This window comes from Hymenobacter gummosus (assembly GCF_003970915.1).
Taxonomy (GTDB): domain Bacteria; phylum Bacteroidota; class Bacteroidia; order Cytophagales; family Hymenobacteraceae; genus Solirubrum; species Solirubrum gummosum.
This window is the reverse complement of record NZ_RXOF01000003.1, coordinates 73,450-85,658: the sequence shown is the minus strand read 5'-3', so window position 1 is coordinate 85,658 and position 12,209 is coordinate 73,450. Positions and strand designations below refer to the sequence as shown.

The 12,209-nt window shown below is 64.4% G+C and carries 11 protein-coding genes; 4 read left to right on the top strand and 7 right to left on the bottom strand.

From position 1 onward, the window contains the following. Window positions 1-30 precede the first annotated feature (30 nt). From EJV47_RS06495 to EJV47_RS06480, 4 genes are all read right to left on the bottom strand, one after another. Complete coding sequence (locus tag EJV47_RS06495) at window positions 31-777, bottom strand: zinc ribbon domain-containing protein (protein WP_126692342.1); 747 nt, start codon at window positions 775-777, stop codon at window positions 31-33. Further along, complete coding sequence (locus EJV47_RS06490) at window positions 767-1,870, bottom strand: Nif3-like dinuclear metal center hexameric protein (RefSeq protein WP_126692341.1); 1,104 nt, start codon at window positions 1,868-1,870, stop codon at window positions 767-769. The genes EJV47_RS06495 and EJV47_RS06490 overlap by 11 nt, the downstream gene beginning before the upstream one ends. Window positions 1,871-2,122: 252 nt before the next feature. Beyond that, a complete protein-coding gene (locus EJV47_RS06485) occupies window positions 2,123-3,121 on the bottom strand; it encodes a hypothetical protein (protein WP_126692340.1) in 999 nt (332 codons plus the stop codon). Window positions 3,122-3,172: 51 nt separating this feature from the next. Next, window positions 3,173-3,886 carry a uracil-DNA glycosylase family protein gene (locus EJV47_RS06480; RefSeq protein WP_243651040.1) on the bottom strand — a complete coding sequence of 238 codons (714 nt, stop codon included), beginning with the start codon at window positions 3,884-3,886 and terminating at the stop codon, window positions 3,173-3,175. 102 nt (window positions 3,887-3,988) lie between these two features. Here EJV47_RS06480 and lpxK point away from each other — a divergent pair, with 102 nt between their 5' ends. The 4 genes from lpxK (at window position 3,989) to EJV47_RS06460 (ending at window position 8,345) form a co-directional block, all read left to right on the top strand. Beyond that, window positions 3,989-5,047 (top strand): tetraacyldisaccharide 4'-kinase, encoded by a 1,059-nt coding sequence (gene lpxK / locus EJV47_RS06475; RefSeq protein ID WP_126692339.1) that lies wholly within the window; start codon window positions 3,989-3,991, stop codon window positions 5,045-5,047. After that, entirely contained in the window at window positions 5,040-7,007 is a 1,968-nt protein-coding gene (locus EJV47_RS06470; protein ID WP_165903644.1) for a putative porin, read from the top strand. Before lpxK ends, EJV47_RS06470 begins: the two co-directional genes overlap by 8 nt. Before the next feature lie 142 nt (window positions 7,008-7,149). Next, a complete protein-coding gene (locus EJV47_RS06465) occupies window positions 7,150-7,791 on the top strand; it encodes a MiaE family protein (RefSeq protein ID WP_126692337.1) in 642 nt (213 codons plus the stop codon). 92 nt (window positions 7,792-7,883) lie between these two features. After that, entirely contained in the window at window positions 7,884-8,345 is a 462-nt protein-coding gene (locus EJV47_RS06460) for a hypothetical protein (RefSeq protein ID WP_126692336.1), read from the top strand. 40 nt (window positions 8,346-8,385) lie between these two features. Here the strand turns inward: EJV47_RS06460 and EJV47_RS06455 are convergent, their stop codons facing one another. The 3 genes from EJV47_RS06455 to EJV47_RS06445 all read right to left on the bottom strand — a co-directional run bounded on the left by EJV47_RS06455 (window position 8,386) and on the right by EJV47_RS06445 (window position 12,151). Further along, the gene (locus tag EJV47_RS06455) at window positions 8,386-9,363 is read right to left on the bottom strand and encodes an SRPBCC family protein (protein ID WP_126692335.1); all 978 of its coding nucleotides are present in this window, start codon (window positions 9,361-9,363) and stop codon (window positions 8,386-8,388) included. Window positions 9,364-9,422: 59 nt separating this feature from the next. Then, window positions 9,423-11,303, bottom strand: a complete 1,881-nt coding sequence (locus EJV47_RS06450; RefSeq protein WP_126692334.1) for a glycoside hydrolase family 2 protein — start codon at window positions 11,301-11,303, stop codon at window positions 9,423-9,425. An 80-nt stretch (window positions 11,304-11,383) separates the two neighbouring features. Then, the gene (locus tag EJV47_RS06445) at window positions 11,384-12,151 is read right to left on the bottom strand and encodes a DUF6252 domain-containing protein (protein ID WP_126692333.1); all 768 of its coding nucleotides are present in this window, start codon (window positions 12,149-12,151) and stop codon (window positions 11,384-11,386) included. Window positions 12,152-12,209: the final 58 nt, after the last annotated feature.

Below are 12,209 nucleotides of genomic sequence, written 5' to 3'. Positions count from 1 at the left end.
TTCCTTTTTACAAAATCAAACCAAGGAAGCTTACGCGCGGCTTTCCACGTCGGCCAGGATGCGGCCGCAGTGCTCACACACGATGACTTTCTTGTGGGCAATGATGTCGGCCTGGCGCTGCGGGGGCACGGTGTTGAAGCAGCCGCCGCAGGCGTCGCGCTTCACCAGCACCACGGCGAGGCCGTTGCGGGCGTTGCCGCGGATGCGGGTGTAGGCCGACAGCAGGCGGTCTTCGATGGGCTTGGCGGCTACTTCGCGCTCGGCCAGCAGCTTCTGCTCGTCGGCTTCGCTTTCGCCCACAATCACCTGCAGCTCCGACTGCTTGTTGGCGAGGTCCTTGCGGCGCTCGTCCAGGCGCTGCTTGGTGCCGCTGATTTCCTGGTTTTTCTGGTCGATCTGGTACTGGGCCTCGCGGACTTTCTTCTCGGAAATCTGGATTTCGAGCTTCTGCAGCTCCATTTCCTTGCCGATGGCTTCGTACTCGCGGTTGTTGCGCACGTTCTGCTGCTGGTCCTCGTAGCGACGAATCAGCGCCTCGGCGTCCTTGGCGGCCTGCTTGCGGGCTTTGATCTGGTCGTTCAGCGCCGCTACTTCCTCGTCGAATTTCGATACGCGGACTTCGTAGCCGGCAATTTCGTCTTCCAGGTCACGCACTTCTTCGGGCAGATCACCACGTACGCGCCGGATTTCATCAAGCTGCGAGTCAAGGCGTTGCAGGTTGAGCAGGGCTTCCAGCTTGCTGGCTACGGTGATGTCCGAAGCGGAATTAGAAATCATAGCGAACAGGGTTCGTGGGGGTTTCGGCTAACAAGACCGCAAAAGTACGCGCAAATTTATCCATAAGCAATTTTTGGAATAATTCTCCCGTGTACTGTTCGCTTTCGTAGTGGCCTACGTCGCAGAGCAGCAGGCGGCCTTCGGGGGCGAAAAACTCGTGGTACTTGATGTCGCCCGTGACGTAAGCGTCGGCGCCGGCGGCTACGGCTTTGCGGGTCAGGAAAGAGCCCGCCCCGCCGCACACGGCCACCCGCCGAATCACGGCATTAAACTCGGTGTGCTTGACTACGGGCACGCCGAGCCGCTCGCGCAGGCGGCGCAGGAAGTCCTTGGCCGGCAGGGGCTCGGGCAGCTCACCCACCATGCCGGAGCCCACGTCCTGGTGCTGGTTTTCGAGCTTAATGAGGTCGTAGGCCACTTCTTCGTAGGGGTGCGCCTTACGCATGGCCTGCAGCACCTGGTGCTGGCGGTGCAGGGGCAGCAGCACCTCAATGCGCAGCTCGTCGGCGGTTTCAGGCTTGTTCGGCTCGCCCTCGTAGGGGTTGGCGTCGGCATCGGGGGTATAGGTGCCCTGGCCGGGCAGCTGGAAGCTGCAGTCGTGGTACTTGCCGATCTGGCCGGCGCCGGCGTCGTAAAGGGCGCGCTTCACCTGTTCGGCGTGCTCGGGCGGGGTGTACACGGCCAGCTTGGCCAGCAGGCCCGCTTTGGGGTCGAGCACGCGCAGGTTCGTGAGGCCCAGCTTCTCGGCCAGGTGGCGGCTCACGCCGTGGCGCACGTTGTCGAGGTTGGTATGGGCTGCGTACACGGCCACATCGAGGCGCAGGGCGCGCATGATGGTGCGCTCCACCTCGGTGGCGCCGGTCAGGCGCTTCAGCGGCATGAAGATGACGGGATGGTGCACCACGACCACGTTGCAGCCCCGGCGCACGGCCTCGTCGATGATGGCGGGCGTGCAGTCGAGGGCAATGAGCACGCCTTTGACCAGCATCTGCGGGTCGCCGCACTGCAGGCCGGCGTTGTCGTAGCTTTCCTGGTAGGCCAGGGGGGCCCAGGCTTCGAGGGCGCGGGTAAGGTCTTGGACGGTGACGGACATAAACTCAAAAGTAGCGGAAGTGGCTGCTTCTGGCGTGAGGGCTAACGTGCAGCCGGTGTGGGTGGCGCAACTTACGAGCGGAGGCCCGGCTACCGTTGGGGCTGCCTGTTGCCGGCGTCGCGAAACGACTTTGTGACGATACAGAAGAGGATAGAAAAAGAGGCTGTTTCCCTCTGCTTTCGAGTGGCCCTGATGGGAAGCCTACAATGCCTTTATATCTCAGATGTAGCTTTTAGCTGCAATTTCATCTGCTCAGTGGTGATAATGTGTGATGTCAAAGGAAAGAGTACTGGGAGGCTCTGTTTGTAAATTCAACGTGTAGTGGTCCAGCGCCTGCTGCCCGCTGCGTTGCTTAAACTCGCGGCGGTAGAACTCCCTTTTGACCATTCCGTCGCCATCTTGAACCCCTGGCTCGAAGTAGAAATGGCTTTCAAAGAAATCTGTTTGGTTAGCGTACCTGCGCACCCACTGGAGCCCCGGTCTACCATCGGCTAGTATTTGCATAACAAGCAGCGTTTTATGAGTCAAATCTGCATCCCACCGACACGTAAGACGGTTGTTGTTATACCAGCGCCTGCTGGCTGCTGTACGACGCTCATACAAGTGAAGGGAGGGTTGGCCTGACTCGGCGCGTGTTAGTTGGTAACAGGCGAGTGTGTCACCGCGCACGTCCGTATCCTCGTTCAGGACGTACAGCGTTTGCCCGGTAGGTATCAGGCTTGGTGCCAACGTTAGAAAGGCAGCGGGGTTGAAGTCCTTGACTATAAAAAATTGCCCAGCCTCAATAGCCAGTGGCGACAAGTATCTATGAAATACACCTGAGCAAACGGTTTTGCCTTGACTCGTCACTTCATGACTCAGCCGGAACTTAGCTATGCTGGTGCTAACTGTATCCTTGTTTTGTCTTTGCAACAGAAACAGTTCCTTCACACGTCCATAACCTGCCACGGTGGCGTTGTAGTGTTCCAATTCATAAGCACGTTTCCCCACTTGTAAACTCCGCTTTATAGTTGTTACACCTTCGCGTTCTACAGCTTCTTGGTAGCGTAAGGTGGTTTCCAGTCGCTGGCCAAAGGCTTGTTGTGCCTCAATCAGTAAGCTAACCTTTTGAGCCTGTGCTGTCGCGCCCCCCACACCTCCCCATACACCTAGGGCACACAGAAAATATCTTGCCCGTCGAGTCCTATGCATAAAGAAAACATGGGTATCCGAGGGTCTTGATGTGCTAAAAAAAGATGTTTTCTGGCGCATACTTATTGTAAATGATCTGGTTCTGTAGTGGCTCAGTTATAGATTGCCTCGTCAAGTGGGCCTCTCAAAAGTAGAAGGGCTGAGCAATTCCCCCAGCACCCGCGCGTACTCCGTCACGAAGTCGGGCACGAACCGGCGTTTGTACTGCATGATAAACCGCGGATGGTCCAGCACGATAACCTGCTCGAACAGCCCCAGTTCCTGATTCAGCCGAGTGAAAAATTCCCCGTTGCGCCGGCCCAGGCTCACGGCCACGTCGCGGCGCAGGCTGGGCAGCGCCGCCTGCTGCCGTAGAGACTTTTGCATATCGGGCCAGAGCGTGCGCGTGACGGCCGCCGAATCGTAGTAGTTGTAGTTGCGGCCCTGGCGCACGAGCACCAGCGGGTACAAGGAGCCCAGGTAGAAGTGCTGGTAAAACTCGGCCGGGCCGCCCAAGGCGTAAATCAGCTGGTACACGAACTGGCTCGACAGCTCCGCGCGGCGGGGCAGCTCGTTTTCAATACCGCAGTGCAGCGCCAGGGCGGCCGGGTCGGTAAAGGCAACGCCGGTGCTGCCCGCCCCGAAGCGGCCGGGGTTGATGCCCAGCAGGGCCACGCGGGGCTGAGCGTCAGCGTAGTAGTGCCGGGCAAACCGGGTGAGTAGGTCGCGGGCGGGTTCGGCCTGGTAGGGGTTTAGCGCCTCCACGCCGTCGGGCAGGGGCGGGGCGGCGGGAAAGCCGGTGAGCAGGGCCAGCAGGCCGTCGGCGAAGGTGGGAGCGGGCATCATAGACGAAATCCTTACGCAACGAAGCCCGGCGAGGCCGGGCCGGCGGCATTTCGCGTATTTTTGCCGCCCGCCGCGCCCGGTGGCCCGGCCGATTAGCCTCCCATGTCCCGTTTGCTGACCTTGTTGCTGCTTCCGCTGAGCTGGCTGTACGCCGGCGTGGCGGCCGTGCGCAACTGGCTTTACGACCGGGGCATCTGGGCCAGCACCGGTGCCACGGTGCCGCTCATTGGCGTGGGCAACCTGCGCGTGGGCGGCACCGGCAAAACCCCGCACGTGGCCTGGGTGGTGGAGCAGCTGCTGCACCTGGATCAGCAGCCGGCCATTCTCAGCCGCGGCTACGGCCGGCAGACTACGGGCTTCCGCCTGGCTACCGCCGCCGATACGGCCGCAAGCATCGGCGACGAGCCCTGGCAGCACTTCCGCGGCTTCGGCGGCCGGGTGCCGGTGGTGGTCGATGAGGACCGCCGCCACGGCCTGGCCGAAATGGCCCGGCTGGTGCCCGCCGTATCGGCCGTGGTGCTCGACGACGCCTACCAGCACCGCCGCGTGCGGCCCGAGCTGAACGTGCTGCTCACCGAGCAGGCCCGCCCGTTCTGGCTCGACCACGTACTGCCCGCGGGCCGCTTGCGCGAGAGCCGCCGCGGGGCCCGCCGCGCCGACGTTATCATCCTGACCAAGTGCCCGCCCGACTGGCCCGCCGCCGAGCAGCAGCGCGCGGCCGCCCGGGCCCGGCGCTACGCCCGTCCCGGCGTGCCGGTGCTGTGTTCGAGCTACGAGTACGGAGCGCTGCAGCCGGTGCTGGCGCCGGTGGCGGTGACGCCCGGCATGCCCGTGGTGCTGCTCACCGGCATTGCCCAGCCCGAGCCCCTGCGCGCCGAGCTGACGCGCCGCGGCTACCCCGTCGCGCAGCACCACCGCTTCCCCGACCACCACGCCTTCACGGCCGCCGAGCTGCAGCAGATTCGCCGGCAGCTGCCGGCCGGGGCTGTGGTCGTCACCACCGAAAAAGACGCGGCCCGCCTGCGCGACGCGGCCCTGCACACCAGCGCGGCCGCTTTGCCGTTGTTGTACCTGCCCATTCGGGTTTCCTTCCTAGCCGACGGCGCTGCCCGCCTGCTGGCCCTGCTCACGCCCTTGCTTACGCCCCGTGCCGTTGCCTGACGTTTCTGCCCCCTTTCTGCTACGCCTTCGGCGGCTCGGCCGCCTGTACCTGCTGCCGGGGCTGCTGGCCCTGTTGCTGCTGCCCCGGCTGGGCCGCGCCCAGATTATCGACGACTCCACCAAGGTGCTTTACGGCCCCAAAACCACGCTGGTGGTGCGCGAGGTGGACGTGCTGCGCAACCAGCCCGACGGCCAGCCGCTGGATACCACGCTGACGGGCATGCACAACTCGCGCAACTGGTACTACGACAGTACCTTCCAGCAGACGCTGGGCAACGTGGGCCTGGCTTCGCGCCGCCTGCTGTGGGCGCCCAATACCCAGCTCGGGGCCCGCAACGGCCGCGACGCTTTCAACCCGTACTTCCGCGACCAGACCACCATTCCGTACTACGATACCCGCTCGCCCTACACGTTTTTTCGCTTCGTACAGGGTGGCCTGGGCGAGCAGGTGTTCGAGGGCATGTACAGCCGTAGCGTCAAGAAAGCGGTAAACGTGGGCATTGCCTACGAGCGGTTCGGGGCCAACAAGCAGCTGGGCACCACCATCAGCCGCGACCAGCAGGTGGCCCACTCCGGGGTGCTCATCTTCGCCCGCTACCAGACCAAGAACGACCGGTACCACGCCCTGCTGAACTACTACGTGGCCCAGCACCGCGCCATCGAGCAGGGCGGCATCCGGCCCAGCGCCACCGACGGCGACACCTTGTCGAAGCTCTTCGAGTACCGCGACGAGCTGGTGTGGCTGCGGCAGGCCCAGAACGAGGAAAAGCGCGACCAGTTTCACCTGGCCCACACCTACAACCTGCTGGGCCGGGGCGTGACGGCCTTCCACGTGCTCGACTGGCGGCGCCAGTACAACCGCTACAACGACGACTTCACCGTCGACGCCGACGACCGGGACTACTACTCCCGCTTCCTGCACGACTCCACCAAGACGGAGGAGCGCGCCACCTACCGGCAAATCGAAAACACGCTGGGCCTGCTCGGGCGCACCGACTGGGCCGAGTACCGCCTCTACGGCCGCTACCGCAACGCCCTGCTCACCAACCGGACCAACTTCGGCAACCCCGAAACCATGCGCCAGATTCTGCCCGATACTACGCTGAATCAGCTGTTTGTGGGCGGCAACATGGCCTTCCGCTGGCGCAAGATTTTCGACGTGCAGGTGGCCGGTGAGTACAAGTTCTTCGACGAGGTGTGGCTGCGCGGGCGGCTGCGCTTCGGCCCGCTCGTGGGCGAGGTGCTGCACTCCTCCTACGCGCCCACGCTCACCCAGCAGCAGTTCAGCGGCAACCACCAGGAATGGGCCCGCGTCAACCGCAAGGCCGGCTTCGACAACACCACCGTCGACCAGCTCACCGTGAGCCTCGACCAGCGCCTGGGCCGCGCCGATGCCCGCCTGCAGCAGCGGGTGCAGGCCTCGGCCAGCTTCGTGACCATCCTGAAGCTGGTGTACTACGGCGAGTCGGGCGTGTCGCCGCGGGGGCTGCTGCCCATGCAGCTCGGCGGCAGCAAGCAGCTGTTTGTGGGCTTTGTGCGCCACCAGCTGCGCTACGGCATTCTGCGCCTCGACAACCAGCTCACCTACACCGAGGGCGGCGAAACGGAAGGGCTGCGTATTCCCAAGCTGGTGGGCAACTCGCGGGTGTACGCCGAGGGCTTCCTGTTCAAGAAGGCCCTGTTCACCCAGGTGGGCATCGAAACCTACGCCCAGTCGCGCTGGACGCCCTACGACTACGACCCGAGCACCCAGCAGTTCTACGTGCAGGACCACTTCACCGCCGGCACCTTCGCCGTGGCCGACGTGTTCCTGACGGCCGACATCAAAACCGTGTCGGTGTTCCTGAAAATGGCCCACGTCAACCAGGGCCTGGGCCGCGCCGGGTACTTCGCCGCACCTTTCTACACCGGCAATCCGCGCAGCTTCCAGCTAGGCCTGAAGTGGAATTTCTTCGACTAAATGACTTTGAATGGCTGGTTTGTTAAATGGCTAAATTGTTGACTGTTCGACCACCCTGCCGCAAGTGGCGCTTTAGGTAAGAACGACCAGCCATTTGACCATCCAACCATTTAGCCATTCAGCAATTTAACAATTGACTACCATGTCCGACTTTCAAGCGGCGCTGCCCTCGGCCGAGGAGGCCCAGAAGCGCGAAAAAACCATCCTCAAGCTCAAGCTCAACACCGACCCGCGCTGGGTCGACATTGCCAGCAAAAACATCGGTGACATCCTGGTCGACCACGCCTACTGCGAGCAGAAAGCCGCCAGCACGGGCATCTCGCTCATCGTGAGCTACCCCGAGAAAACCCGCCTCGTCGACGAGCTGACCGAACTGGTGGCCGAGGAGTGGAGTCACTTCGAGCGGGTGCTGCAGGAGCTGCGCAAGCGCGGCCTGCCCCTGGGCCGCCCGCGCCGCGACGAGTACGTGGTGGAGCTGCTCAAGCACGTGCGCCGCGGCGGGGCCCGCGAGCGGCAGCTCATGGACCAGCTGCTGGTATCAGCCCTCATCGAGGCCCGCTCCTGCGAGCGGTTTAAGCTGCTCTGGAAGCACATTCCCGACCAGGAGCTGAGCAAGTTCTACTACGAGCTGATGGTGTCCGAAGCGGGCCATTTCGTGGCCTACGTGGATTTGGCCAAGGAATACTGCGACCCGCAGGAAGTAGACCGGCGCCTGCAGGAGCTGCTCAAAATCGAGGGCGACATCGTGACCAGCCTGCCGGTGCGCGACGACCGGATGCACTAAGCCGGCGGGGCGTTGGCGGCAGCAGGCGCGGGGAAGGCGTGCAGGACTATAAAATATCTTGTATATTACCCCAATTTTATGTGCTTCTGCTCATGCGCTACTTCCTGTTCCTGCTGCTAATGTTGTCTGCCGGTCTGGCCCACGCCCAAGCGCCGGCCGCCCAGGAAACCCCGAATTTCTGCGGCACCGATATTCCGTTGCCCGCGGGCTGCGTGGCCGACAACAAGTATGGCCTGCGCTGCGACAAATACGAGCTGCAGTGGGCGTACTTCAACTATCCGCAGCTCAACCCGGTGGTAGAGGCCGTGCTGAAGCAGGAGAAAAAGAAGCACAAGGGCATGGAGCAGCGTCCCCTGGACGGGTTTATTCTCGACCAGCCAGCCAAAGGCTACCACCTCAGCTACCCCACCGACAAAGGCATGGCCTACCAGCTGCTGTTTTACGGCGTAGCCAAAGGGCAGCCCCTGCTGGTGCAGCTGACCATGGAAGTCGACCCCGAAAAAACGGCCGATTTGCCCGAGGTAGCCCAGCAGATTGTGCACCTCACGCGCTAGCGGTGGTAACGGGGCCTGCTTACAGCGGCGGCTGGTGCTGCTACGACCGGGCAGCCGCTTCGCTGCGGGCCTGCACCACTTCCAGAATGGCCTCGTTGAAGTCATTCAGCAGGTAATCGGCCCAGAGCCGCGCGTAACCGTTCAGGTTGGTGCTGACGCGGTAGGTGCAGCGGAGCGTGAGGCGGCAGCGGCCGGCCCCGAGCGGCTGCAGCTGGTAGCCCCCGCGCAGCACGTCGAAGTAGCGGCCCCCCACGAGCACGTGCTCGTCGAGCGTCTGGGGTGGAATGGAGGCCGGGTCCACGTCGATATTGTAGGCAAAGCCACGGCCGGGCTGCCAGGCAGTAATGCGTTCCTGAAAGCGCAGGCCTTTTTCCCAGCTGATGCGGCGCACGCCGCCCACGCCGGGGCGGTCGAGGTGGCCGTCGAGGGGGCGGGGCACGCCGATGCGGTGCACGAAGTGGGGCCGCAGCTCGGCCCGCCGGATGGCCCGTACACTCTGCACCTGCTGCCAGACCACGGCCGCCGGCGCCGCCACCTCGCAGCTGGTCACGACGGTGTGCTCCTGGTCGGTGGCCGGGATAAACTGCTCGATGACGCCCGCCAGAAAGGGCAGGGCCAGCAGCAGGGAGGTGTACAGCGGGGTCTGGGGCTGGTGGCGCAGGGCCAGCCAGCGCACCACGAAGGCCCCGATGCTGCCCAGCAGGGCAAACGGCCCCACGATGATTACCAAACAGATCAGCCCTTCCAGGCCGGCCACCCCGCTCAGGAAAAAGGTCGTCAGCACCACCACCCAGGGCAGCACCAGGTAGCTCAGGTAGGCCTGCAGCTGCTGCCGGGTTGAAAACAGCACCGGAATGGCGCCCAGCACCAGGGGCAGCACGAAAATGTAGCTGACCGATACCGCCTGGTGGGTAAGGCTGACCAGCAGCATGCCAAACAAGCCGTAAGCCACCCCGAAGGCCAGCCCCAGCAGCAGGGTGCGCGGCCGGGAGGGACGCTGGAGAAACGGGCGAATCATGCGGCAAACTACGCCCGGCCGCCTGATTAGCCCGCATCAACCAGCCTGAAAAATCAGGTTCAGACCGCCGGCAACGGCGGGTCCTGCGGGGGCTCGGGCGTCACGCGCGAGTTCAGCAGCCCCGCCGGCACCGACAGCGCGCCGGTGTGCGGGTCAATCAGGCCGTTGCGCTCATCCTCGATGTTGGTGGCCTGGGTGTACACGTCGCCGGCAATGGGGCGCTGGCGCAGCTCGTGCTTGAACTGCCGGATCTGCTCGGTGCGGGCCGCCGCGTCCTGGGGGCCGCCGTAGTCGGGAAAGCCGAAGCCGCCCCACTCGCTGACGATGAGCGGCACCTGGTGGCGGAAGAAAAACGGGTCGCCGACCACCAGCGGGAAGGCCGCCACGCCCTCCATCTGGCCGGCGATGAGCTGGTCGAGCAGCTCGCGCCAGCGGTCCAGGGCCGGCGTGTACAGGTGGGCCGTGAGCAGGTCCGATTTCAGGCGCCCCTCCCACGACACGTGCTGCCAGCCGTCGTTGTCGACCACCAGAAACTGCGGGTGCTCGATGTGCATGTAGTGGTAGGTGTCGATGATGTAGCGCCGGGTAGCCGGGTTCGAGGCAATGTCCTGGGCGCCCCAGTCCTCGTTATATAGGCTCCAGATGACGATGGAGGGGTGCGTTTCGAGCAAAGCCAGCATGCGTTGCAGCTCGGCGTAGTGGTTTTGGCGGCTGCGCGGGGTGGAGGTATGCGGGCTGGGCACTTCCACCCACAGCAGCAGGCCCAGCTCGTCGGCCAGCTGGTAGATGCGCGGGTCGACGCCGGCAATGTGCACGCGCACCAGGTTGCAGCCCAGCTCCCGCATGGCGTGGAAGTGCCGCTGGATTTCTTCGAACGTGGCCGTACCGGGCTGGTACAGAATGCCGTCGAGGTAGATGGGCTGGTTGTTCAGATACACGTAGCGGCCCCGGGCCTCAATCTTGCGCAGGCCGAAGCGGGCCTCAATCTGGGCCGCGTAGCCGTCGTGGTCGATGAGCTGGGCGACGAGGCGGTACAGGTTGGGCGCCTCGGGCGACCAAAGCTCCGCCTCGGGCACCTCCAGCACCACCCGCTGCTGCTTCTGCCCGGCCTCCAGGCGCAGCGGAAAGTCGGAGGACGCCAGCGGCTCGGCGCCGGTATCGGGGCCGTGGTGCCGGTCGAACACCTGCAGGCGCAGCGTGTACTGGCCCGGGTCGTGGATGCGGGTGGTCAGGTTGAAGCGCACCAGCCGGTCTTCCACCAAGCTCACCACGCCCACGCGGGAGCGGAGGCGGTTGCGCTCCACCAGCTCCAGCCACACCGAGCGCACGGCCCCGGTGTAGGTCTGGTACCAGATGCCGCCGCGCTTGTACACGTGCGACTCCTGCTTGCCGCGGGGCGTTTCGGCGTCCATGGTATCGGCCACGCGCACCGTGAGGCGGTTGACGGGGCGCAGCAAATCGGCGTGCAGCTCGAAGGAAAACGAGGTGTACTCGCCGTAGTGCACGTCTTCGCCTTCCACCGTGCGCAGCTGCCGGCCGTTGAGCCACACCCGCGTCTCGTAGCCGCAGGCCCCGAAGGTGAGCTGGTACATGGACTGGCTGGCCGGTTCGCCCTGCTCGGGCAGGGTGAATTCCCGCTCGTACCAGGCCACCACCTGGTCGTGCCAGCGGGCCGGGTCGCTCTGCCCGCGGGCTTCGGCCAGGTGCATTTCCACCGAGCCGGGCCAGGTGGCCACGTGCTCGTAATCGCGCCCCAGGTACCAGCACTCGCGCAGGCCCGCGTCGTGGGCATCGAGGGCGAAGCGCCACTCCCCGTCGAGCAGCATGGTGGTGCTGAGGCGCAGCACCGCCCGCGGCAGCGGGTTGGGCGTTTCCTCGATGGGCGTTTTTTCCTCGGCGCTGGCGGCGGAGAGGCCGTAGTTCACGTGCTCGGTATCCATGCAGTCGGGCTAGGTACAGGCCCTTTCAAACGGAAAGACCGGCTTCGGGGATGCTTTAGAGCGCAGAAGTAGCCGCGCCGCTACAGCCGCAGGGCAAAACGGCCGGCCCGGATGCGCCGCTGGCGGGCCGGAGTGGCGCGCGGATCGGTGGCAGTAAACGCAAACGTGCCGGTGATGGCGCCGGTGCAGGCGTCGTAGGAGTCGACGACCAGCGTGCCCCCGGTGCTGCCGCTCGTCGTGTAGGTCGCCCGGACGGTGTCGCGGTACAAATAGGACGAGTAAGCGGCCTGCGGCAAGGCGTTGAGGGCGTACGTGCCCGGGCCGGTAAACCGCGCTTGCAGCTTGAAATCCAGCATTTCGGTGCGGCTGCCGTTGCGCGTTTCGGCCGTCAGCAGCAGCGTGTTATTGAAAGACGTTTCGATGAGGCCCCGCACGCGGGTGGCGCTGAAGGCGGTGTCGTTGGCAATCCACGTCACCGTGCCACCTTTAACCTGCCCATCCCGGCACAGCCGCAGGGTGTCAAGCTGGGTGGCCTTGCCGAAGGGCAGATTAACGATGCGGCGCAGGGGCTTGTCGTAGCCGCGGGCCTGGTCAAAATCCAGCGAGTAGGAGCCGGCCGGCAAGTCGTTCCAGGTGAAAAGGCCGCTGACGGTATCGACGGTGGCCGGGCGGGATACGCCGCCCGTGGCCCCGGTAGCCGTAACCGTCGCCAGGGCGTTGGCCGGCCGCACGTAACCGCGCAAAGTGCTGCCGGTGGGGGCAACCGGCTGCTCGGGCGACACGCAGGCCGCCAAGAATACCAGCAGGGCGAACCAGCCAAAACGGAGGGAGGTAGAGTTATCAGCCATACGGGAATATGCGGTGGGCTCCGACAGAGCGCCGCCAAGCGCAAAAATCCCGCCAAAG

Coding starts and splice junctions, on each gene's coding strand:
- EJV47_RS06495 (WP_126692342.1), bottom strand. CDS start 777: ATGATTTCTAATTCCGCTTCGGACATCACCGTAGCCAGCAAGCTGGAA.
- EJV47_RS06490 (WP_126692341.1), bottom strand. CDS start 1,870: ATGTCCGTCACCGTCCAAGACCTTACCCGCGCCCTCGAAGCCTGGGCC.
- EJV47_RS06485 (WP_126692340.1), bottom strand. CDS start 3,121: ATGCGCCAGAAAACATCTTTTTTTAGCACATCAAGACCCTCGGATACC.
- EJV47_RS06480 (WP_243651040.1), bottom strand. CDS start 3,886: ATGATGCCCGCTCCCACCTTCGCCGACGGCCTGCTGGCCCTGCTCACC.
- lpxK (WP_126692339.1), top strand. CDS start 3,989: ATGTCCCGTTTGCTGACCTTGTTGCTGCTTCCGCTGAGCTGGCTGTAC.
- EJV47_RS06465 (WP_126692337.1), top strand. CDS start 7,150: ATGTCCGACTTTCAAGCGGCGCTGCCCTCGGCCGAGGAGGCCCAGAAG.
- EJV47_RS06460 (WP_126692336.1), top strand. CDS start 7,884: ATGCGCTACTTCCTGTTCCTGCTGCTAATGTTGTCTGCCGGTCTGGCC.
- EJV47_RS06455 (WP_126692335.1), bottom strand. CDS start 9,363: ATGATTCGCCCGTTTCTCCAGCGTCCCTCCCGGCCGCGCACCCTGCTG.
- EJV47_RS06450 (WP_126692334.1), bottom strand. CDS start 11,303: ATGGATACCGAGCACGTGAACTACGGCCTCTCCGCCGCCAGCGCCGAG.
- EJV47_RS06445 (WP_126692333.1), bottom strand. CDS start 12,151: ATGGCTGATAACTCTACCTCCCTCCGTTTTGGCTGGTTCGCCCTGCTG.